This window comes from Buttiauxella gaviniae (assembly GCF_040786275.1).
Classification (GTDB): domain Bacteria; phylum Pseudomonadota; class Gammaproteobacteria; order Enterobacterales; family Enterobacteriaceae; genus Buttiauxella; species Buttiauxella gaviniae_A.
In genome coordinates this window covers 2179914-2201864 of the sequence record NZ_JBFMVT010000002.1, presented here as the reverse complement: position 1 = coordinate 2201864, position 21951 = coordinate 2179914, and the positions used below count along the sequence as shown (strand labels likewise).

Sequence of the window (21951 nt, the reverse complement as noted above, 5' to 3'; positions counted from 1 at the left end):
AGTGTCCTTAGCGGAAATTCAAACTCCGATCGCTCGTCATACTGTACAGGTCAAACTTACGTCCCAGCATCTGCCCACCGTCACGCGTGAGCGGCGTCCAGCCAATCTGCGCCCGGCTGCGGGTTGCCGAAGACGAGAAGATATCCAGCGGCACATTCACATAGAAACCTTTGGTGAAGTCCCCTTCCCCGTACTCTTCTTTGGAAACGTTAGTAATGGTCGCGTAAGTCCCAACCACCACGCCGCTGTCGAAGCGTTTCGAGATTTCCAGCGTACCGCCCTTATCTTTCGCCAGATACTGCCCAACGCTGAGTTTCACCAGCACATCATTGGCAAACGGCGGCGTCCAGTATCCCGTGAGATGCCCGGTTGGTGCGCTGTAGTCGGTGAACTTCATCATGTCCTGCGCGCTGCGCCAGTCACGTTGTTTGACGTAGTTAGCATTCGCGCCAATCGCCCAATTACTGTCGACCGGTCGATACAGCACTTCCGCGCCAGCACCGCCATACATGGTTTCAAGATAGCCACCGTATACCTGCCCGTACCAGCTATTACCCAGATACTGGAAGTAGTTGGCCTGCAGGTTATTGACGTAAATATCGTTCTCTACATAGTCACGCACATGCGTACGTACGCGCGGCAGCGTCGAGTCTTTCGGCGGGTTGGTGTAGTTAAATTTGTCGTAGTTATTGGCGATGTTGGCGAACAGGCTCCCGGTCGTCAGGAGGTGATCCGTCATCCACCAGTCGGCGGTTCCCATCACGCCTACCTGGTACATGTAAAAACTTTCAGGCCCGCCAACAGACTGGTTAAGCACCGGATTTATCGAGAAATTGACCTTCGATTTATCGATATAATACCCCTGCTCCGTTTTCTCTGGCACCACGGGCTCAACGCGTTTTTGCACAAGTTGCGTTTCGTGCCCCAGCGGTTCACCCTCCAGATGGTTACGCAGGCTGGAGACATCCGTTTCCGTCGTTACCTGCGGCATATTCAGGCGTGTTTCAGTGACGCGAATGGTGCGGATATTTTCCGGCAGGTCATTCATGATGATACGGTTAGCACGCTCAATGCCTTCGCGGGAATCGCGGTATTTCACCTGCTCACCCGTCACATAAAGGGTGTCACCTTTTACCTGAATATTGGGATTGGCGAGGCCCGCGTTATATTTGAGAAGCGTAAGCTGATTCGCCACCACCGTCGGCTGCAAAATTTCATCCTGCGGCTGCGGCTGGTATTGCGGGCGACGATTATCGTTATAGCCCGGGCGCAAATCGTTGAAGTTCGTCCGCAGCGTCACACCAAACATGAAAGTGTTACCGCGCTCATAGCTGACGTTAACGTCGGCCCAATCGGTGACGCGGTAGATCGCGCCGACGTTAAAGTTGCTACGCTGCTCGAGTTTCCCGGCAAAATCCTGCGTGTAATTATTGCCTTCGTATTCCGCTTTCAGGCGTAGCGGCTGCCATGGAGTTTGATATTCAATACCGCCAAACAGAGATGCCGGGCCGTGGAACATACCGCTGAAGTTGAACGAGCCAGCCTGGTTATAGCTGTTGTCGCGATAGCAGTACCCGTCGCTGACTTCGCAAAACGGGTTTTTCACGTTCCCGCTGGTTCCCATATAGCCCCAGCCCATGCCGAGCGAGAAATCGAACGGCCCCCAGGCTTTGCTCGCCACCACATATTCACTGTCGAACAGGCCGGTACCGCCTAAGTCGCGCACGCCGACCGACACCTGAGGCAAATAGTAGCCCTCTTCCCAAAGACGCACTTTCATGTCGAAGGCTTTATCTTTGTAAGTCTGGTTACCAGAGAAGGCTTCCACGCTGCTGTATTCACGGGTTCGCACATCGGTATAACGCAGCGTGGTTTCCAGCCATGGGAAAAGCTGCACCGAAGCCGAGTAAAAGCGGTACTGATCGTTATCGCGATAGTTAAGGCTAAATTCGCCTTCAGGTGCCATGCGTGCCGTCGGTGTTTGCAACAAGCCCACACCGCCGAAATCCGATTGAGACGGGCCGACGGGATCGGCGAAAGTTTCCGCCTGGCAGGCAGAAGAGATCGCCAGCGCCAGCAGACTGTAGAGATATTTATTCTTCATCAATCCGGTCTCCGATGAGTCAGAGAGTTAAGGATTTGCTGATTCAATTCGTTGAAATCAGAGTTAAAAAGCCGGTCTTTAAAGCCGACAAACAGGGTGCTTCCGGGCGTTAGTTCAACGTGGCGATGGTTCCAGTACGCAACGGGCGCTTTTTGTGTTTTCCCGTCCGGATAAATCACCCAGGCGTAGCTATCGTCCGCCCCGCTCAGTTTGTCGATGCCATCCAGATATTCATCCGCACTGCGCCCGGCAACAAAGGGCTTCACGCCTGGCGAGCTAACCAAACCCAGTAATGTGATGGTGGTTGGCTGCGGACCAGCCCAAAGACTGTAATCGCCCTGCAACGGAACATTGGCGCGAGGATGGACACGTACCCAATCGGGGTCGAGATTGACAAACTGCCGCCCTGTCACGTGAATAGCCTGCATTTGCTGACGCACGCCGTTGATGGCTGCGGCATCGTCGCCGTCTTCCTCGGCGGCAAATCCGCTTAGGGCTGCCAGTAATTTTTGATGCTGCTGTTCAGCTACGGCTGATGCCTGCCTTTCGCTAATCACAGCGCCCGGCCACCAGGCGTGAGCAAGTGCGGGTTGCGTGACTAAATCGGCTAGCCTATCAACTTGGGTGAGTTGTTGATTTGAAGGGTAAAGCGTCACGTTCCCTGCTGCGTAAGAAGCTGCACTCAGTTGTAGGGTGGATAAGCAAAGCGCCATCCACCATGGATTAACTTTGGCGTTTATTTTCATTATTTCGCCGCCTTTAGAAGAACCGTGGTAATCGGCCAATAAGCCGGGCCTAGATATTGTGTTGACTGACGAATATGCCCTTCGCTGTCTATCCAGAAGCGGTTATGCCAGGTTTTACCGGCGGCGGTAATTTCTTCGTCGAGCACTCGCACAGGCGTAGTGCTATCGGCAACTTTTAACGTGTCGGTGCCATCCCAGGTAAAGGTCGAGCGCGCTGTCGCCATGCGTACCTGCTGTTGCTCAGTCCAGCCCATCTGGCGCGTCCAGCCAGAACCATCAATAATCTGATTCGCCTTTACCAGCGGGTCGCTTGCCAGATTTGTGACTTGCTGAAGGTTATCCCCAAGGCCTGAAGTTTTTACGATGCGGCCATGTTCAGTGACGATCATCGCCCGGTCTTGTGTGACCCATTTTTGTTGGTCATTTTCGTCATACGCCAGAACCACGAAGAGCTGCGGGCCGTTATTAATGCGCATGTACTGGCTGGCGTAGCGCATATTCTGAATATCGTCATTGGTTAGCTGGATGCCATCGTCACCAGCCACGCTGTGCCAGAGCGATGAGCCCAGGCCTTTGGTCGTGTCAGAGCACGCCTGAAGTAACAGGCAGGCAAGAAGGATTGCGAGTTGCTGCACGAGGTTTCCCCGGAGAAATAACCACACCGAAGTGTGGTTAGAGTTAAATCACCCGTGAAATTACTGGGTGCTGGTCGTCGTGGTGGTTGTGGTCCCGGTATTGGAACCATCACCGCCACCGGTTGCAGCAAGCGCTACACCCACTGCCGAACCGACAGTGCTGGCGCTGGTCGCAGTAGAACTCCCTGCGGACACATTCGTTGCCTGAGCACCGGCTGCTTCACCCACGGATATCGGGTCAGCACTCGCGGTGCCAGCGGCTGCCAGCGTAAATATGGCTAAAGCGCCATAAAGAACTTTCTTCATAACAATTTCCCTTCATTGAATGAATGGAGATTTGCCCGAAAGAATTTCAGGCGTTTTCGAGTATACACAACAAGTAATAAGGGCAGGCCGAAACGGGAAATAGGAATGGCGCTTTAAGATTATTAGAAAAATAATATTTATATGAGATTTATAATTTAATTAATTTCATAAAAAACAGTAAATTAAAATAATTTTACGTGCGAATGAAATCTAATTAATCCGAAAATAACCCTACTGAATTATCAGGGATTACACACTTTTAGGATTAACCTCACGGAAGTGAGTCAGGGATATAATGCAACAAGGGGAATAATCTTATAATTATTAAAATGAATAAGCCGACATAACGTCGGCTTATATTTAACTCAAATTGCTTACTGTGCGCGCCAGGATTTATAGCGGTTGATTAGGCCGTTAGTGGAGCTATCGTGGCTGCTGATTTCTGCTTCGTCACCCAACTCTGGAAGAATACGGTTCGCCAGTTGCTTACCTAATTCAACGCCCCACTGATCGAAGGTGAAGATGTTCAGAATGGCACCCTGAGTGAAGATCTTGTGTTCATACAGCGCAATCAATGCACCGAGGCTGAACGGCGTGATTTCACGCAGCAGGATGGAGTTAGTTGGGCGGTTGCCTTCAAACACTTTGAACGGCACAACGTGGTCCAGGGTTTTCGGATCAAGACCTTCGGCTGCGTATTCCTGCTCAACCACATCGCGAGCTTTACCGAACGCCAGCGCTTCTGTCTGTGCAAAGAAGTTAGACAGTAGTTTCGGATGGTGATCGGAAAGCGGGTTGTGGCTGGTTGCTGGCGCGATGAAATCACAAGGAACCATTTTGGTTCCCTGGTGAATCAACTGGTAGAACGCGTGCTGGCCGTTAGTGCCCGGCTCGCCCCAGATGATTGGGCCAGTCTGGTAATCCACAGCGTTGCCGTTACGGTCAACGTATTTGCCGTTAGATTCCATATTGCCTTGCTGGAAGTACGCCGCAAAACGGTGCATGTACTGGTCGTATGGCAGAATCGCTTCGGTTTCTGCACCGAAGAAGTTGTTGTACCAGATACCGATCAACGCCAACAGCACCGGCAGGTTCTGTTCTGCCGGGGTATTCGCAAAATGGTTGTCCATCGCGTGGGCACCGCTCAGCAGTTCCACGAAGTTTTCGTAGCCTACAGACAGGATGATGGACAGGCCAATTGCGGACCACAGGGAGTAACGGCCGCCGACCCAATCCCAGAATTCAAACATGTTCGCGGTGTCGATACCGAACTCGCCAACGGCTTTCGCATTGGTGGAAAGCGCTGCGAAGTGTTTCGCTACATGCTTGTTATCACCCGCTGTTGCCAGGAACCAGTCGCGCGCGCTGTGGGCGTTGGTCATGGTTTCTTGCGTGGTGAAGGTTTTCGACGCGACCAGGAACAGGGTAGTTTCTGGATCAACATTTTTCAGCACTTCGGCGATGTGAGTGCCGTCAACGTTGGAAACAAAGTGCATGTTAAGGTGGTTTTTGTATGGACGCAGCGCTTCGGTCACCATGAATGGGCCGAGGTCTGAGCCGCCGATACCGATGTTAACCACATCCGTGATCGCTTTACCGGTATAGCCTTTCCAGTTGCCGCTGATAATGTTTTCAGAGAAGGTTTTCATCTTCTCAAGCACCGCGTTCACTTCCGGCATCACATCTTTGCCGTCAACGACGATAGGCGTGTTGCTGCGGTTACGCAATGCAACGTGCAGCACGGCACGGTCTTCAGTACGGTTAATCTTCTCACCAGAGAACATGGATTTGATTGCGCCCTGCAAATCCGTCTCTTTCGCCAGCGCTTGCAGCTTAGCCAGAGTCTCTTCTGTGATACGGTTTTTGGAATAATCCACCAGCATTAAATCATCGAAAGTGGCGGAAAACTTCCCAAAACGGTCAGCATCCTGAGCGAAAAGCTCAGCGATAGTGACATCTTTCATTTCGTCAAAATGCGCCTGCAAAGCCTGCCATGTAGCAGTCTGCGTTGGGTTGATATTTTTCATAGCGTTACCCTTTTGATTTGAGAACTGTGACTGCGGTCAATTGTATATCTCCCAAAGCGATTTGTGATGATTTTTGTACCTAAGAATAATCTGTAGCCCGTTATTTATTGACAACGGGGCCGTAAAATTTTATTTCTAGAGGGCTACTTGCTCACTTGTGAGTAAGCCAGAAGAGGCGCGTCGCCCAGGTATCGTGTTTGAGGAGCCATTCCGCAGACAACACGAGAGGGGGAGCGGCGCCGAGGTAATGTGCATATGGCAGTGCACGTTATCGACTACGGGGGCTGAATCCCTTGGGTTGTCACCAGAAGTATTCGACAGTCGGATGCTTCATACCGGATAGCGGAAATAGCCGCTACAGGTAGACAAGGTGGGGCGCTTCTGGGTGTAACCGTAGTTCAGGTCTACTTTTCTACGTCTGCCCCTTTCCCGCTCTTCCCTTGTGCCAAGGCTTAAAATTTTTATGCCATATAAAAAATGGCTCCCTGACACGAGGTTGTTATGTCTTTCCCACACACCGTTATTGCCAAATTTGGCGGAACCAGCGTTGCTGATTACGACGCAATGAACCGCAGCGCCGATGTCGTGCTTGCTGATGAAAACGTTCGCGTCGTGGTACTTTCCGCTTCCGCTGGTATCACCAATTTGCTGGTTGCGCTGGCAGGCGGGCTTGAAGCGACTGAGCGTTTCGTGAAGCTCGATGCGATTCGCAAAATTCAGTATGACATTGTCGAACGTTTGGCTAATCCCCAGATCATCCGCGAAGAAGTTGAGCGCCTGCTTGAAAACATCACCACGCTTGCTGAAGCCGCTTCGCTTGCCACGTCTACCGCGTTAACTGACGAACTGGTAAGCCATGGCGAGCTGATGTCTACGCTGCTGTTTGTCGAGATCCTGCGTGAGCGTAAAGTCGACGCGCAATGGTTTGATATTCGTAAAATCATGCGCACCAACGACCGCTTTGGCCGTGCAGAACCTGATGTTGCCGCTTTAGGTGAATTAGCAAGCCAACAGCTTCAACCGCGCCTGGCAGACTCCCTGGTCATCACTCAAGGCTTTATCGGCAGCGAATCAAAAGGCCGTACGACCACACTAGGCCGTGGCGGCAGCGACTACACCGCTGCACTGCTGGGCGAAGCGCTGCATGCCAGCCGGGTTGATATCTGGACGGACGTACCGGGCATTTACACGACCGATCCACGTATGGTGCCAGCGGCAAAACGTATCGACAAAATTGCTTTTGAAGAAGCCGCTGAAATGGCGACTTTCGGTGCAAAAGTGCTCCACCCGGCAACGCTGCTGCCTGCGGTTCGTAGCGATATCCCGGTGTTTGTTGGCTCCAGCAAAGACCCGAAAGCAGGCGGTACACTGGTGTGCAACAAAACGGACAATCCGCCGTTATTCCGCGCTCTGACCGTGCGCCGCAAACAAACCCTGGTGACGCTGCATAGCCTGAGTATGCTTCACTCCCACGGTTTCCTTGCGGAAGTCTTTAATATTCTGGCGCATCACAACGTCTCCGTAGATCTGATTACCACATCTGAAGTCAGTATTGCCCTGACGCTGGATACCACCTGCGTAACGTCTACAGATGACAGCCTGCTGACCACATCTTTGCTGACCGAGCTTTCCTCGCTTTGCCGCGTAGAAGTGGAAGAGAACCTGGCGCTGGTGGCTATCATCGGTAACAAATTATCCAAGGCCTGCGGCGTGGGTAAAGAGGTGTTTGGCGTGCTTGACCCGTTCAACATCCGCATGATTTGCTACGGCGCATCCAGCTATAACCTGTGCTTCCTGGTACCTGGGGATGACGCAGAAAAAGTGGTGCAGAAACTTCATCACAATCTGTTTGAGTAAAAGTTTCTACTCATGCAATGAATACAAATGCCGGACTTATTTCCGGCATTTTTCGTTTCAGGCGATAACCCAAAGGGTATTTCATTCATGTATTAAGGGTAACTTTGCTGCGAGAAGGTGATTTTTACTGAGCTGGCGGGCACTTTGCTTTACACTGGAGGCCACTTCTTAAGAGGCCGCAACGATGTCCACATCAAGACTGACACAGCAAGATATGACCGAAGCCGAGCAGCGCGAACTGAAAACGCGACTCGACCGCGCACGCATCGCCCATGGTCGCCCCCTGACAAACTCAGAAATCAACCACGTTAAAAAAACCTATATCGACCAACTGATAGCAGAACGTGAGTTGGCGGCTAAAAAAGTCCGCCAGATTAAAAAGCAAAAAGCATTAAAACCGGATACGTCTGCAACCTATTCCTGGTCTGCAAACAACCACTCCCGTGGGAAACGCTAACTTAGCGTCCCTTTTTCTTGCGCCCTGGCTGGGCAAAGCGTTTGCGTGATGCAAGCTCCGCCGGGGTTTTAGCCGTACTCTTCGGCCCGCTAACCACCGGTTTTTTCACAGCGTTCACCGCGGCAGGTTTTGCCTTTGGTTTCTTCGCAGGTTTGGCCTCGGAAGAAGAATTCTCAATTAATTTAAACAACTCAATTAATTCATCGTCGGTTAAATCCCGCCATTCGCCCAGCGGCAGCCCTTTCATGCTGACATTCATGATGCGAGTACGCTCTAACTTCGTCACTTCATAGCCAAAATGTTCGCACATGCGGCGAATCTGACGGTTAAGCCCTTGCACCAGCGTAATGCGGAACACAAACGGGGCTTCTTTCTTCACTTTGCACTTTTTGGTTATCGTGCCCAGCATCGGCACGCCCGCGCCCATACCGCGAATAAATTCGTCGGTGACCGGTTTGTTGACCGTAACGATATATTCTTTTTCGTGGTCATTCCCGGCACGCAGGATCTTGTTTACCAGGTCACCGTGGTTGGTAAGAAAAATGAGCCCCTGAGAGTCTTTATCTAATCGCCCAATGGGGAAAACGCGTTTGCTGTGATTCACAAAATCAACGATGTTGTCTCTTTCACCGTCTTCAGTGGTGCTGACGATCCCCACAGGTTTGTTCAGCGCGATAAGCACCAGATCATCTTCGTCACGGGGTTCGATTAACTGACCGTTGACCTTCACCACATCTCCGGCAAATACCTGATCGCCAATCGCGGCGCGTTTGCCGTTGATAAAAACATTTCCCTGTTCGATGTAACGATCGGCATCACGACGGGAGCAGATACCGCTCTCGCTAATGTATTTGTTCAGACGTATAGATGAGTTGGTCAGCATGGTTCCTCCGTAAAACCTGGAATATACCCTACCTGAGAGTCGATGCGAACAAGAAGGAGAGACATTGTCGGATTATCTGGAGGCGTTTCGCAGAACGTTAAATGACGTTGCGGCCTACTTTCCAGATTCAAATCGTGCCTCTTGTTAAGTCGTCCATTGAACGAATATTTTCCCTTCTCGTTTTCCTACCTGAACAGCATCGCGGCCATTCAGAGCAAGGCACCTTCAATTTTGAAAGTGCCTGAGAGGTTAATACTCGTCGCGCTCGTCATCATCCGGCTGTTCAAGCACGCTATAGGCGACCGCGCAGAACAGAGAGTTCAGGCGCTTCATATCGCCAAGCAAACCGAGGTGAAGCGAGCTGGTTTCAATACTCTGGACGTTTTGCTGATGAAGGCGATCCACATGCGCGTGGGAGAAACGTCGATTCAGGATGCGGAACCGGTGTTTATTACGGCGTAAACGGCGGGCGCTGTTGACGTCGGCTGAGAAAAATACCGACAGGCTGAGCTTCAGATTACTGGTTAATTGCTGAAGCAGAATATCCAGCTCTTTGAGCCCATCTGGCGAGAATGCCCGCCGCGCGGCCAGCGATTTATCAGCGACTTCACTGCCCATACGCTCGAGAATATCAGCGGCCTGTTCGAGGTTAAGGGACATCTCAATGATTTCAGCCCAACGGCGCGATTCGACTTCCGCCAGTTCCTCTTTCTGCATCTGCGCCATATACAGTTTTATCGCGGTATAGAGCACATCCACATCATCGGCCAGCTTGCGCAGCTCTTTTTCCTGGCGCGGCTCGCCGTGCATGACTTTGCTCCAGGTCTCCAGCATTTGCTCCAGGACATCACCCATGCGTAACGTTTCACGCGCCGCATTGGACAGCCCAAGAGCCGGGGTATCAAGCGCGGTGACGTCCAGATGTTTTGGCTTCATACGAGCATCAATTTCCGGCGTTTCGCTGATCACGCGGCGGCAGAATCGTGCCATCGCCCCCGCAAATGGCACCATCGCCAGGCAGCGAATCAAGTTGTAGAAGACGTGGAAATAGATAACCAGCTCGGATTCCGGCTGCGAAAGTTTTTGCATCGCATCGGCCAGAAGATGGACGAACGGCAGCACAATCACCCCGCCCACCAGCTTAAACAGCAAACTGCCAAGTGCGACGCGGCGCGCAGCAGCGTTAGCCGTGCTGTTGTTGATCATGGCCAGTAGGCCTGAGCCGAGGTTGGCACCAATCACCAGACATAGGGCGACATCAAACGAGATGATTCCCGCAGACGTCAGCGTCGCCGTCAGCAATACGGCCGCCAGGCTTGAATAGCTGATGATGGCAAACATCGCCCCAATTAACGCATCAAGCATGATATCGCCGGTTAGCGAGGCGAAAATCACCTGTACGCCGGAGGCCTGCGTAATCGGCGTAACGGCGGCAACAATCAACTCTAGCGCCAGCAAAATAAGCCCAAGGCCGATGCCGACTCGCCCGAGTTGCCCGGCACGCGTTTGCTTGCGGCTCAGGAAGAAAATAACGCCGATAAAGATCAGAAGCGGTGAAAGCCAGGAAAGATCAAAGGTCAGGATTCGCGCCATCAGCGCAGTACCCACATCCGCCCCCAGCACAATTACCAGCGCGGGTGTGAGCGCCACAAGGTCTTGAGCAACAAAAGAGGTCACCAGCATGGTGGTGGCATTGCTGCTTTGCACCAGCGCGGTTACACCGATGCCCGCACAAAAGGCGAACGGTTTTTTTTCAACGCTGCGGCTGAGCACACTACGGAGATTGGCACCATAAACACGCATGATGCCGGTACGCACAATATGCGTACCCCATACCAGTAACGCCACCGCAGAAAGCAGATGCAATAAGGTAAGCACTCTTTCTCCTGGTTAGTTTGAGTGAAGAAATTCCTTCTCTTTCCAGTATATATGGATTAGCGGTAATAGGGTGCGAGGGAAGGTTTTGTCGGGTGGCGTTGATGCTTACCCGACTTACGGAATCGGTGTTGTTGGGTGGATAAGCGAAAGCGTCATCCACCCAATTAGAGGTTAATCCGCGTCGTAGCCCAAATTCGGTGCTAACCAGCGTTCAACGTCGGTAACCGCCATCCCTTTACGACGCGCATAATCTTCCACCTGGTCACGCTGAATCTGCGCCACAGCGTAGTATTTGCTGTCTGGGTGGCTGAAATACCAGCCGGAAACGGACGCCCCAGGCCACATCGCGTAGGATTCTGTGAGCTTCATACCGATCACATTTTCCACGTCCAGCAGTTCCCAGATAGTCGATTTTTCGGTGTGTTCCGGGCAGGCCGGGTAACCCGGTGCCGGGCGAATCCCCTGGTAGTTTTCACGAATAAGCTCTTCGTTACTGAGGTTTTCCGTTGGTGCATAACCCCAATAGACTTTGCGCACACGTTCGTGCAGGTATTCCGCAAAGGCTTCCGCCAGACGGTCGGAAATCGCTTTCACCATGATCTTGTTGTAATCATCGTGCTGTGCGTCGAAAGCCTCGGCTAACGTGTCTTCCTCTAAACCACCGGTTACCGCAAATGCGCCGAGGTAATCCGCTTTGCCGCTGTGTTTCGGCGCAACAAAATCGGCCAGACAGTAGTTAGCAAAACCGACTTTTTCCGTTTGCTGACGCAGATGATGCGCGACGGTCCGCACATGGGTACGAGATTCGTCGCGATAGATTTCGATATCGTCATCCACACGGTTTGCCGGGAAGATACCGACTACGCCACGCGGGGTGAGTAATTTTTCCGCATGCAGTTTATCGAGCATATCGTTGGCGTCTTTGAACAGACGCTGCGCTTCTTCGCCAACCACTTCATCTTCAAGAATGCGCGGATATTTCCCGGCCAGCGACCAGGTCATAAAGAACGGCGTCCAGTCGATGTAGTTACGCAGCGTTTCGATGCTGGCGGTGACTTCCTGCACACCTGGGCGATGTGGAACAGGCGGTGTATAGCTTGCCCAGTCAAATGCCAGGTCGTTTTCACGCGCGGCTTGCAATGTAACCGGGGGAGTACGCGGTTTTTTACGGCCATGCTGAGTACGTACAGTGACGTACTCTTTACGCGTGCGTTCGACAAATTCATCATGCTGGGTCGGAGAAAGCAGCGCCGCAACCACGCCTACGGTGCGCGAGGCGTTCTGCACATAAACCGTTGGGCCGCTGTAGTTCTGCTCGATTTTCACCGCCGTGTGCGCTTTGGATGTCGTTGCCCCGCCAATCAGCAGCGGCAGCGTAAAGCCCTGGCGCTCCATCTCTTTGGCGACGTTAACCATTTCATCGAGCGACGGGGTAATCAGGCCGGACAGGCCGATAATATCCGCCCCCACTTCACGTGCGGTTTTCAAAATCTTCTCGGTTGGCACCATTACGCCGAGGTCGATAATTTCATAGTTGTTACATTGCAGCACCACGCCAACGATGTTTTTCCCGATGTCGTGCACATCGCCTTTTACCGTGGCAAGCACGATTTTACCGTTGGTAGAGCCTTTTTCTTTGCTGGCTTCGATGTACGGTTCGAGGTATGCCACTGCCTGCTTCATTACGCGGGCGGATTTCACCACCTGCGGGAGGAACATTTTCCCTTCGCCAAACAGGTCGCCGACCACGTTCATACCATCCATCAGCGGCCCTTCGATCACTTCAATCGGGCGCGTCGCCTGCTGACGGGCTTCTTCGGTATCCAGCTCGATAAACTCGGTGATACCTTTTACCAACGAGTATTCAAGACGTTTTTTCACATCCCAGGTACGCCATTCCGCCTGCTGGGCATTTGCGCCATCATCGCTTTTGGAGCCACGATATTTTTCTGCCAGATCCAGCAAACGTTCAGTGCCATCATCGCGGCGGTTTAAGATGACGTCTTCGACGGCGTCACGCAGTTCATCCGATAAGTCATCATAAATCGCCAGTTGCCCGGCGTTGACGATACCCATATCCATGCCGTTACGAATCGCGTAATACAAGAACACGGCGTGAATCGCTTCGCGCACCGGGTCGTTACCACGGAACGAGAACGACACGTTCGACACACCACCAGAGATCATTGCATGGGGAAGTTCGCGCTTGATGTCTTCACACGCGCCGATAAAGTCCTGGGCATAGTTGTTGTGCTCTTCGATGCCGGTTGCGACGGCAAAGATATTCGGGTCAAAAATAATGTCTTCCGGCGGGAAGCCGACTTCCTCGGTCAGAATTTTGTAGGCACGGCGGCAAATTTCGATTTTGCGTTCGCGCGTATCCGCCTGCCCAACCTCGTCAAAGGCCATAACGACCATCGCGGCACCGTAGCGGCGCACCAGTTTTGCGTGGTGGATAAACGGCTCAATCCCCTCTTTCATGGAGATGGAGTTAACGATGCCCTTGCCCTGTATGCATTTCAGCCCTTTTTCGATGACGTCCCATTTTGAGGAGTCAATCATGATTGGCACGCGGGCAATGTCCGGCTCACCCGCAATCAGGTTGAGGAAACGCACCATCGCCGCTTCGGCGTCGAGCATCCCTTCATCCATGTTGATGTCGATGATCTGCGCGCCGCTTTCCACCTGCTGAAGTGCCACTTCCAGCGCTTCGTTATATTTATCTTCTTTGATCAGGCGCTTAAATTTGGCGGAACCGGTAACGTTGGTACGTTCCCCGACGTTCACGAACAGGCTGTCGGCACCGATGTTCAGCGGCTCGAGGCCAGCCAGGCGGCATGCAACAGGCAGTTCCGGCACTTGACGAGGTGCAACGCCTTCAACAGCTTTGCTCATTGCCGCGATGTGCGCAGGCGTGGTACCGCAGCAGCCACCGATGATATTCAGGAAACCGGCCTGTGCCCATTCGCCAATCTGGCGCGCCATTTCATCTGCATCAAGGTCGTATTCACCGAAGGCATTTGGCAGCCCGGCATTCGGGTGCGCGGTGACATAACAATCGGCGATGCGTGAAAGTTCTGCCACGTACTGACGCAGCTCATCTGGCCCCAACGCACAGTTCAGCCCGAAGGTGAGTGCATCCGCATGACGTAATGAGTTGTAGAACGCTTCAGTCGTTTGACCAGAAAGGGTACGACCGGAAGCATCGGTGATGGTGCCGGAAATCATGATCGGCAGCTCAACGCCGAGCGCTTCAAATTCGGTTTTAACGGCGAAAATAGCCGCTTTAGCATTCAGGGTATCGAACACCGTCTCAATCATGATGAGATCGGACCCACCCTCCACCAGCGCACGGGTGGATTCGCGGTAGGCTTCCACCAGTTGATCGAAAGTGACGTTACGGAACGCAGGATCGTTTACGTCTGGAGAGATAGAGGCCGTGCGGTTGGTTGGGCCGAGCACACCCGCCACGTAACGTGGTTTTTCCGGCGTGCGAGCAGTCCATTCATCGGCACAAGCGCGGGCAAGTTTTGCGGCTTCGTAGTTAATTTCTGCCGACAGGGATTCCATTTGGTAATCCGCCATCGCGATAGTGGTTGAGTTGAAGGTATTGGTTTCGACGATGTCGGCCCCGGCTTCAAAGTAGGCGTAGTGAATAGCGGCAATAATTTCCGGTTTGCTCAGTACCAGCAGATCGTTGTTCCCTTTCAGGTCACACGGCCAGTCCGCAAAGCGCTCACCCCGGAAATCGCTCTCATCAAGACGGTAGCTCTGGATCATGGTTCCCATACCGCCATCCAGCACCAAAATGCGTTCTTTCAACTGCTGATGCAGTTTTTCTAATTTATTGCTCACTCTCGCTCCCACCTGTTTACCCAAGCCTGTCAGACCACTGAGCCATACTGTCATAACTTGTAATAGTCGCAAAGCAATGGAACATGAGACATGTTCACCTGACTGATCCGATGAGTCCGATGCCGGTTGCATTATCGCCAAATAAAACGAAAATGATTTCCACGATACGAAAACAGGAGTCAGTTATGGTCGCTGCCGTTCCCGCCAAACGTGGAAAAAAACCACGCGCTGCCACAGTTGCCGCGCCTCAGCCTACCGGACAGGTTCAGTCACTGACACGCGGCCTGAAACTGCTTGAATGGATTGCGGAATCGCATGGTAGCGTTGCGCTCACAGAGCTTGCGCAGCAGGCCGGCTTACCTAACTCCACAACACATCGTCTGCTCACTACCATGCAGCAACTGGGTTTTGTACGCCAGATTGGCGATCTTGGGCACTGGACGATTGGCGCACACGCTTTTGTAGTCGGCAGTAGTTTCCTGCAAAGCCGTAATCTGCTGGCGATTGTCCACCCGATGCTGCGCAAGCTGATGGAAGATTCGGGTGAAACAGTGAATCTGGCGGTGCTCGACCATAGCGATCATCAGGCGATTATTATCGACCAGGTGCAATGCGCTCAGTTAATGCGCATGTCAGCGCCGATTGGTGGCAAATTGCCGATGCATGCATCCGGTGCAGGGAAAGTCTTTCTCGCCAATCTAAGCGACGATCAGGTGGCAACGCTGCTGCATCGCAAAGGGTTGCACAGCTATACGCCTGCAACGCTGACTTCCCCGCTGCATCTGAAAGAAGATTTAGCGCAAACCCGCAAACGGGGTTATTCGTTTGATGATGAAGAACATGCGTTGGGCTTACGTTGTGTGGCGGCGTGTATTTATGACGAACATCATGAAGCGTTTGCTGCGATTTCAATTTCCGGCCCGATTTCACGCATTACTGACGACCGCGTAACAGAGTTGGGCGCGTTAGTGATTAAAGCGGCGAAAGAGATTACCCAGGCATACGGCGGCGGGCGCTAACCCGCCTGCTTTAACTCGCCAAAACGAGTGATAAATCGCTGTCGCTTGCGATAGGCAAAAACATCTTCCACATGCCCATTGCGGATTCGCTCTTGTAACGCTCGCCAGTAATCGGCACGAAACAGGTCGCTGTGCATTTCATCAAAAATCTGGCGAATACGTAGATCGGCGCATAAATAGTGACGGAATTCTTCCGGGAATACGTCGCCCGGCGCCACGCTATACCACGGTTCAGCAGAGAGTTCGTCTTCCGGATAACGCGATGGCGGGACGTTCCGAAAATTCACTTCAGTCATATAGCAAATTTCGTCGTAATCGTAGAAAACAACACGCCCGTGACGGGTGACGCCAAAGTTTTTAAACAGCATGTCACCCGGGAAAATATTGGCGGCGGCAAGCTGGCGAATGGCATTGCCATATTCCTCTACCGCGTCGCGCAGTTGCTGACCTTCGGCCTGCTCCAGCCATAAGTTAAGCGGCACCATACGCCGTTCAATATACAAATGGCTAATGACGATTCGGTCCCCGAGATCCGTCATTTTTTCTGGCGCTTCCTGCCACAATAATTCCAATAATGGCTGGCTAATTTGGTGTTTAGACAGCACAAAGTTTTCGAACTCCTGAGTATCGGCCATTCGCCCGACGCGATCGTGTTCTTTAACCAGTTGATAGCAAGCCCGCACACGTTCGGCTGTCACCTCTTTTTGCGGCGCAAACTTGTCTTTAATTACCTTGAATACCCGATCGAAACCGGGAAGCGTAAACACCAGCATCACCATGCCGCGGATGCCAGGGGCTTCAATGAATTGCTCATCAGTTTTGGAAATGTAAGTCAGATATTCCCGGTAACTTTCTGTTTTGCCGTGTTTCTGGCAGCCAATCGCCATATACAGTTCGGCGGTTGTTTTACCGGGCAGCAGCTCACGCAACCATTCAACCAGAGCGGCAGGAAGCGGGGCATAAACCATGAAATATGAACGTGCGAAGCCGAAAACTATGCTCGCCTCGGCGGTGCTGGTTAAGCACGTATCAACGACTAATTGCCCGTCGTCAGTGCGATGAATCGGCAGCAAAAAGGGAACTTTGCCGCTCGGAAAAATCAGTTTTCCTGCCAGCCAGGCGGCCTTATTACGATAAAAAAGTTCGTTGGCGACCTCAAGCTGGGCGTGCTCCAGAGCCTCGACACCAAAGGTTTCGGCCAGATGTGCAACAATATACCCGGCATCGCGCCCCACATCCTGCCACGGTAAACGCAAAGGCAAATCCCTTAGCAGAGAGCGCAGCAGCGGTTGCCAGCCTAAAGCAGGAGAATAGGTTTTAGATAGCGGACGAGAAATGGTGCGAAAGCGTTGCTCTTCTTGAGAACTGAAAATAAAAAGCCGCTCGGGAGATAACGAGCGGTGATCGAAGAGCCGACAATAGACGGAATTGAAAAAGCTTTCGGCGATTTCAAACCGAGGGTAATCCGGTAATAGCTGCGTGTACTGCGCTTTAACTCGCAATAAAAACTCATCGTCCGTATTGTTGCCACCCGTAATACAACGCAGTTGCTCCACCACTAAACCTACATGATGATCATAGAGATGGATGCGGCTTTTCATCGCCTGCTGAACCGCATGCCAGTCAGCTTGCTCGAAACGCTGCTGCGCTCCGGCAGTTATCTCAAGAAAGCGGCCATACTGCGCGTCAAAACCTTGCAGGATGGTGTGAGCGATTAATAGTTCCAGCCTGCGTGTCATGGGTTTCTCCGTAAAGGGCTTACGCCCTCACCCTGGCCCCCTCCTTCATGGAGCGGGCACTGATCGAGTACGTTTTTAGAATTGCTCTTCTTCCGTTGACCCAGTCAATGCGGTAACAGACGAAGCGCCGCCCTGAATAATCGTCGTCACACGGTCGAAATAGCCGGTTCCCACTTCCTGCTGATGGGATACGAAGGTGTAACCTTCGGGCGCTGCGGCAAATTCTGGCTGCTGCACTTTTTCAACGTAATGTCGCATCCCTTCTCCCTGCGCATAGGCGTGCGCCAGATCGAACATGTTGAACCACATGCTGTGAATGCCCGCCAGCGTAATAAACTGATATTTGTAACCCATTGCTGACAGCGCCTCCTGGAACGAAGCAATGGTTTTGTCGTCGAGGTTTTTCTTCCAGTTAAAGGACGGCGAGCAGTTATAAGCCAGCAGTTTTCCTGGGAAACGGGCGTGAATGGCGTCAGCAAAGCGACGCGCCTGCTCGAGATCTGGCTTCGAGGTTTCACACCACACCAAATCGGCGTAAGGGGCGTAAGCAAGGCCACGGCTGATAGCCTGTTCAATGCCTGCACGGGTGCGGTAGAAACCTTCTTGCGTACGTTCGCCCGTAATAAACTCGCGGTCATACTCATCACAATCTGAAGTGATTAAATCGGCGGCATCGGCATCGGTACGGGCAATCAACAATGTTGGAACGCCCATCACATCTGCGGCAAGACGTGCCGCGACCAATTTCTGAATCGCTTCCTGAGTAGGAACCAGCACTTTGCCGCCCATATGGCCGCACTTCTTGACTGATGCGAGCTGATCTTCAAAGTGCACCGCTGCCGCACCAGCCTGGATCATCGACTTCATCAGCTCAAAGGCATTTAATACGCCGCCAAAACCGGCTTCGGCATCTGCCACGATCGGCAGGTAGTAATCGACATAGCGCGGATCGCCCTCCTCAATGTTCGACGCCCACTGGATCTGATCGGCGCGACGGAAAGTGTTGTTGATCCGATCAACCACCGCGGGTACAGAGTTTGCTGGATAGAGCGACTGATCCGGGTACATGCTGGAAGCCAGGTTAGCATCCGCCGCCACCTGCCAACCTGAAAGATAAATGGCCTCGATACCCGCTTTTGCCTGTTGCAACGCCTGCCCACCGGTTAACGCACCGAGACTATTGATATAACCTTTTTTCGATTCACCATGCAGCAGGCGCCACATTCTCGCCGCGCCGTTTTGCGCCAGCGTACACTCCGGGTTTACCGAACCGCGCAGTTTAACCACTTCTTCTGCGCTATACGGGCGCTTGATGCCTTCCCAGCGTGGTTGCGTCCAGTCTTGCTGTAATTGTTCGATTTGTTGGTTGCGTGAGGTTTTAGTCATGGCAGATGCTCCTTTATTTTTATTTAAGTAGGGTTTAAGCGAGCAGGCGGTAGCCCGGCAGCGTAAGGAAGTCGATTAACGTATCAGAGGTGGTGATTTGCTCCATCAGGCGGGCCGCTTCATCAAAGCGCCCCTGGCTGAAACGCTTGTCACCTAACTCTTCCTGAATAATGAACATCTCTTCGGCCAGCATCTGGCGGAACAATGCTTTGGTGACCGTTTCGCCGTTACTCAACGTTTTTTCATGATGAATCCACTGCCAGATTGAAGTTCGCGAGATTTCCGCAGTGGCAGCATCTTCCATTAGCCCATAAATCGGCACGCAACCATTGCCTGAGATCCAGGCTTCGATGTACTGCACCGCAACGCGGATATTGGCGCGCATACCCGCTTCTGTTCGCTCGCCTGGACACGCTTCCAGCAACTGTTTTGCAGTAATCGGAGCATCTTCTGTACGCAAAACATGAAGCTGGTTTTTATCGTTACCTAATGCTTTGGTAAAGACTTCCATTACTGTGTCAGCAAGGCCTGGATGCGCAATCCATGTGCCATCGTGACCGTTGGTGGCTTCCATTTGTTTATCTGCTTTGACTTTGTTTAACACCCAGTCATTGCGTTGACTGTCTTTACTGGGGATAAATGCCGCCATGCCGCCCATGGCAAAAGCCCCGCGACGGTGACAAGTTTTAATTAGCAGGCGTGAATAAGCGTTCAGGAAAGGCATATCCATCGTAACGGACTGTCTGTCGGGCAAAACGCGATCTGGATGATTCTTGAGGGTTTTGATGTAGCTAAAAATATAGTCCCAGCGGCCACAGTTCAGCCCAACGATGTGATCGCGTAGTGCATGCAGGATCTCGTCCATCTGGAATACGGCTGGTAGCGTTTCAATCAGCAACGTCGCTTTAATGGTGCCACGTGGCAGGGAAAAATGATCTTCGGTAAAGCTGAAGACTTCGCTCCACCAGGCCGCTTCCTGCCAGGATTGCGTTTTTGGCAGATAGAAATAGGGGCCGCTGCCTTTTGCCAGCAGAGTATCGACGTTGTGGAAGAAATAGAGCGCGAAATCAAATAGACTGCCAGGGATCGGCTCATCGCGCCAGGTAACGTGTTTTTCCGGCAAGTGCAGACCACGAACACGACAAACCAGCACCGCAGGGTCGGGCTTCAACTGGTAAATTTTTCCCGCTTCGTTAGTCCAACTGATGGTGCCATTGATAGCATCACGCAGGTTGATCTGCCCGTCGATAACTTTACTCCAGCTCGGGGCCAGAGAATCTTCGAAATCAGCCATGAATACTTTGACGTTAGCATTCAGCGCGTTGATCACCATCTTACGTTCAACCGGCCCGGTGATCTCAACGCATCGGTCCAGTAAATCGGCAGGTATTCCGCGAATTGCCCACTCAGATTCACGAATGGAACTGGTTTCCGAAATAAAGTCTGGAAGTGTGCCCGCGTCAATTTCTGCCTGCTGGGCAGTGCGTGCTGCCAGCAATTTATTACGTTGTGGCGTAAAACGCGTCACAAGCTCACTCAGAAATTCAACTGCATCAGGCGTCAGGATCTGTCTCTCTTGTTCGCCGAACGGTTGGCTAAAGGCCAACTCTGCGCTAACTGTCTGTTGTGTCATTGGATTTATCCCCATGTCTCATCCTGTCTCGAGCAAATAGATCTGGTACGTCCAGTGTCTGGTTTTCGCTCAACAGAATTAAGACTACTGCATGATTTTTTAAAATCAAAAACAATTTCCATTTTTGTTTTTAAAATCATTCATCTTTTTGATATTACTAGAGTTAAATTTTTATTACGAAGGGAATGTGTTTTTAGAAAAGAAAAAAGGCACCTTGAGGTGCCTTGATCGTATAGCTGGCGGGATGCTGAAACGCTTAGTCGAGAGTGGGATTCATATGACGCAGATCGAATGGGGTGATCTGGTAAACGTAGTAGTTCAGCCAGTTGGTGAATAGCAAATTCCCATGGCTACGCCATGTCGCATGCGGTTTCTTCTGCGGATCGTTATTCGGGAAATAATTATATGGGACATCAGGATTGAGGCCGGCTTCCACATCTCGGAAAAACTCGCCAGAAAGCGTGTGCGCATCATACTCCGGATGCCCGGTAACAAAGGCAATACGCTTATCTTTGCTGCCGAAAAGGTAGGCATCCCCTTCTTCTGACTCGGCCAGAACTTCCAGATCGGTGTAGTCACGAATCAAAGAGGCCGGGAAATCTGCATAACGAGAGTGAGGAGCGAGGAAGGTGTCATCAAAACCGCGTGTCAGCAGAGCATGCGGGTAAGTGAGTTTATGCTCATAGACTCCAGATAGCTTCTCTTTACGCGTTTGTTTAGGGATACCGTAGAGAATATTCAGCGCAGCCTGTACAGCCCAACAGACAAAGAGCGTAGAGGTGACGTGATCTTTCGCCCAATGGATAACTTGTTCGATCTGCGGCCAGTAAGCCACGTCGTTAAATTCCACCAGGCCCAATGGAGCACCCGTCACGATCAACCCATCAAAATTTTCATCCTGAATATCGTCGAAATTGCAGTAGAAGTTATTGAGGTGCTCAGTGGGTGTATTGCGGGATTCACGTGAATCAATGCGCAATAATTGAACGTCAACCTGTAGAGGAGAGTTAGAAAGCAGACGTAAAAACTGGTTTTCCGTCTCGATCTTTTTCGGCATCAGATTAAGTATGAGCACCTTTAGCGGACGGATCTCCTGATTGCTTGCGCGCGATGAGGTCATAACAAAGACATTCTCATCCCGTAGGAAATTGACGGCTGGTAACTCATCCTGCACCCGAATTGGCATAACCTTATATCCTCACAGCATACGTTTAAACGTTTAGACATCCAGATAGCTGAAGATAACTCGCCGCTTGTCAAATGTCGAGTAATCATAAGATAGTTGAAAATGTTTCACTTAAAAACGGTTTTTAGCTGTAGTGGATTACTCTAGAGATAGGCGGTATTTACAGAGGATTATCATGAGGGTAGGAAGTGAATTTCCATAAACCGCAGACGGCAAAAAGCCCTGCACGTCAGTGCAGGG

At 51.8% G+C, this 21951-nt stretch carries 15 protein-coding genes and 1 riboswitch; of the genes, 3 read left to right on the top strand and 12 right to left on the bottom strand.

Features of this window, described 5'->3' with window-relative positions; all coding sequences use genetic code 11:
* Nucleotides 1–7: 7 nt before the first annotated feature.
* The 5 genes from AB1E22_RS10875 to pgi all read right to left on the bottom strand — a co-directional run bounded on the left by AB1E22_RS10875 (nucleotide 8) and on the right by pgi (nucleotide 5818).
* Nucleotides 8–2104 (bottom strand): YjbH domain-containing protein, encoded by a 2097-nt coding sequence (locus AB1E22_RS10875; RefSeq protein ID WP_367595330.1) that lies wholly within the window; start codon nucleotides 2102–2104, stop codon nucleotides 8–10.
* On the bottom strand, nucleotides 2104–2817 hold the full coding sequence (locus tag AB1E22_RS10870; protein WP_367597363.1) for a capsule biosynthesis GfcC D2 domain-containing protein: 714 nt from the start codon (nucleotides 2815–2817) through the stop codon (nucleotides 2104–2106). Before AB1E22_RS10870 ends, AB1E22_RS10875 begins: the two co-directional genes overlap by 1 nt.
* Nucleotides 2818–2849: 32 nt before the next feature.
* Nucleotides 2850–3485 (bottom strand): YjbF family lipoprotein, encoded by a 636-nt coding sequence (locus tag AB1E22_RS10865; protein WP_367595329.1) that lies wholly within the window; start codon nucleotides 3483–3485, stop codon nucleotides 2850–2852.
* 60 nt (nucleotides 3486–3545) lie between these two features.
* Nucleotides 3546–3791, bottom strand: a complete 246-nt coding sequence (gene yjbE, locus AB1E22_RS10860; protein WP_367595328.1) for an exopolysaccharide production protein YjbE — start codon at nucleotides 3789–3791, stop codon at nucleotides 3546–3548.
* A 374-nt stretch (nucleotides 3792–4165) separates the two neighbouring features.
* Nucleotides 4166–5818 carry a glucose-6-phosphate isomerase gene (gene pgi / locus AB1E22_RS10855; RefSeq protein WP_367595327.1) on the bottom strand — a complete coding sequence of 551 codons (1653 nt, stop codon included), beginning with the start codon at nucleotides 5816–5818 and terminating at the stop codon, nucleotides 4166–4168.
* A 162-nt stretch (nucleotides 5819–5980) separates the two neighbouring features.
* Nucleotides 5981–6207, top strand: a riboswitch (Lysine riboswitch).
* A gap of 112 nt (nucleotides 6208–6319) precedes the next feature.
* On the opposite strand from pgi, the gene lysC reads away from it, so the two are divergent.
* Both lysC and AB1E22_RS10845 read left to right on the top strand, forming a co-directional pair.
* Nucleotides 6320–7675 (top strand): lysine-sensitive aspartokinase 3, encoded by a 1356-nt coding sequence (lysC, locus tag AB1E22_RS10850; RefSeq protein ID WP_367595326.1) that lies wholly within the window; start codon nucleotides 6320–6322, stop codon nucleotides 7673–7675.
* A 184-nt stretch (nucleotides 7676–7859) separates the two neighbouring features.
* Nucleotides 7860–8132, top strand: a complete 273-nt coding sequence (locus AB1E22_RS10845) for a DUF3811 domain-containing protein (RefSeq protein ID WP_367595324.1) — start codon at nucleotides 7860–7862, stop codon at nucleotides 8130–8132.
* Nucleotide 8133: 1 nt separating this feature from the next.
* On the opposite strand, the gene rluF is transcribed toward AB1E22_RS10845, so the two are convergent.
* The 3 genes from rluF to metH all read right to left on the bottom strand — a co-directional run bounded on the left by rluF (nucleotide 8134) and on the right by metH (nucleotide 14748).
* A complete protein-coding gene (gene rluF, locus AB1E22_RS10840) occupies nucleotides 8134–9015 on the bottom strand; it encodes a 23S rRNA pseudouridine(2604) synthase RluF (RefSeq protein WP_367595323.1) in 882 nt (293 codons plus the stop codon).
* Nucleotides 9016–9264: 249 nt separating this feature from the next.
* Nucleotides 9265–10893 (bottom strand): Na/Pi cotransporter family protein, encoded by a 1629-nt coding sequence (locus AB1E22_RS10835; protein WP_367595322.1) that lies wholly within the window; start codon nucleotides 10891–10893, stop codon nucleotides 9265–9267.
* A gap of 171 nt (nucleotides 10894–11064) precedes the next feature.
* Nucleotides 11065–14748, bottom strand: coding sequence for a methionine synthase (gene metH, locus AB1E22_RS10830; RefSeq protein WP_367595321.1), 3684 nt, complete (start codon nucleotides 14746–14748; stop codon nucleotides 11065–11067).
* A 185-nt stretch (nucleotides 14749–14933) separates the two neighbouring features.
* Here metH and iclR point away from each other — a divergent pair, with 185 nt between their 5' ends.
* Nucleotides 14934–15767, top strand: a complete 834-nt coding sequence (gene iclR, locus AB1E22_RS10825; protein WP_367595320.1) for a glyoxylate bypass operon transcriptional repressor IclR — start codon at nucleotides 14934–14936, stop codon at nucleotides 15765–15767.
* Here the strand turns inward: iclR and aceK are convergent.
* From aceK to metA, 4 genes are all read right to left on the bottom strand, one after another.
* Complete coding sequence (gene aceK / locus AB1E22_RS10820; protein WP_367595319.1) at nucleotides 15764–17506, bottom strand: bifunctional isocitrate dehydrogenase kinase/phosphatase; 1743 nt, start codon at nucleotides 17504–17506, stop codon at nucleotides 15764–15766. The two genes, iclR and aceK, sit on opposite strands and share 4 nt — an antisense overlap.
* A 75-nt stretch (nucleotides 17507–17581) precedes the next feature.
* Nucleotides 17582–18892: an isocitrate lyase gene (gene aceA, locus AB1E22_RS10815; RefSeq protein WP_367595318.1), complete on the bottom strand. Its 1311-nt coding sequence runs from the start codon at nucleotides 18890–18892 to the stop codon at nucleotides 17582–17584.
* Between the two features lie 34 nt (nucleotides 18893–18926).
* Nucleotides 18927–20525, bottom strand: a complete 1599-nt coding sequence (gene aceB, locus AB1E22_RS10810) for a malate synthase A (protein ID WP_367595317.1) — start codon at nucleotides 20523–20525, stop codon at nucleotides 18927–18929.
* A gap of 256 nt (nucleotides 20526–20781) precedes the next feature.
* On the bottom strand, nucleotides 20782–21711 hold the full coding sequence (gene metA, locus AB1E22_RS10805) for a homoserine O-acetyltransferase MetA (RefSeq protein WP_367595316.1): 930 nt from the start codon (nucleotides 21709–21711) through the stop codon (nucleotides 20782–20784).
* Nucleotides 21712–21951: the final 240 nt, after the last annotated feature.

What these genes read in the sequence shown, in the direction of transcription:
- iclR (WP_367595320.1), top strand. Translation starts at nt 14,934, where the DNA reads ATGGTCGCTGCCGTTCCCGCCAAACGTGGAAAAAAACCACGCGCTGCC.
- aceB (WP_367595317.1), bottom strand. Translation starts at nt 20,525, where the DNA reads ATGACACAACAGACAGTTAGCGCAGAGTTGGCCTTTAGCCAACCGTTC.
- AB1E22_RS10870 (WP_367597363.1), bottom strand. Translation starts at nt 2,817, where the DNA reads ATGGCGCTTTGCTTATCCACCCTACAACTGAGTGCAGCTTCTTACGCA.
- aceK (WP_367595319.1), bottom strand. Translation starts at nt 17,506, where the DNA reads ATGACACGCAGGCTGGAACTATTAATCGCTCACACCATCCTGCAAGGT.
- pgi (WP_367595327.1), bottom strand. Translation starts at nt 5,818, where the DNA reads ATGAAAAATATCAACCCAACGCAGACTGCTACATGGCAGGCTTTGCAG.
- rluF (WP_367595323.1), bottom strand. Translation starts at nt 9,015, where the DNA reads ATGCTGACCAACTCATCTATACGTCTGAACAAATACATTAGCGAGAGC.
- AB1E22_RS10845 (WP_367595324.1), top strand. Translation starts at nt 7,860, where the DNA reads ATGTCCACATCAAGACTGACACAGCAAGATATGACCGAAGCCGAGCAG.
- yjbE (WP_367595328.1), bottom strand. Translation starts at nt 3,791, where the DNA reads ATGAAGAAAGTTCTTTATGGCGCTTTAGCCATATTTACGCTGGCAGCC.
- AB1E22_RS10875 (WP_367595330.1), bottom strand. Translation starts at nt 2,104, where the DNA reads ATGAAGAATAAATATCTCTACAGTCTGCTGGCGCTGGCGATCTCTTCT.
- metA (WP_367595316.1), bottom strand. Translation starts at nt 21,711, where the DNA reads ATGCCAATTCGGGTGCAGGATGAGTTACCAGCCGTCAATTTCCTACGG.
- lysC (WP_367595326.1), top strand. Translation starts at nt 6,320, where the DNA reads ATGTCTTTCCCACACACCGTTATTGCCAAATTTGGCGGAACCAGCGTT.
- aceA (WP_367595318.1), bottom strand. Translation starts at nt 18,892, where the DNA reads ATGACTAAAACCTCACGCAACCAACAAATCGAACAATTACAGCAAGAC.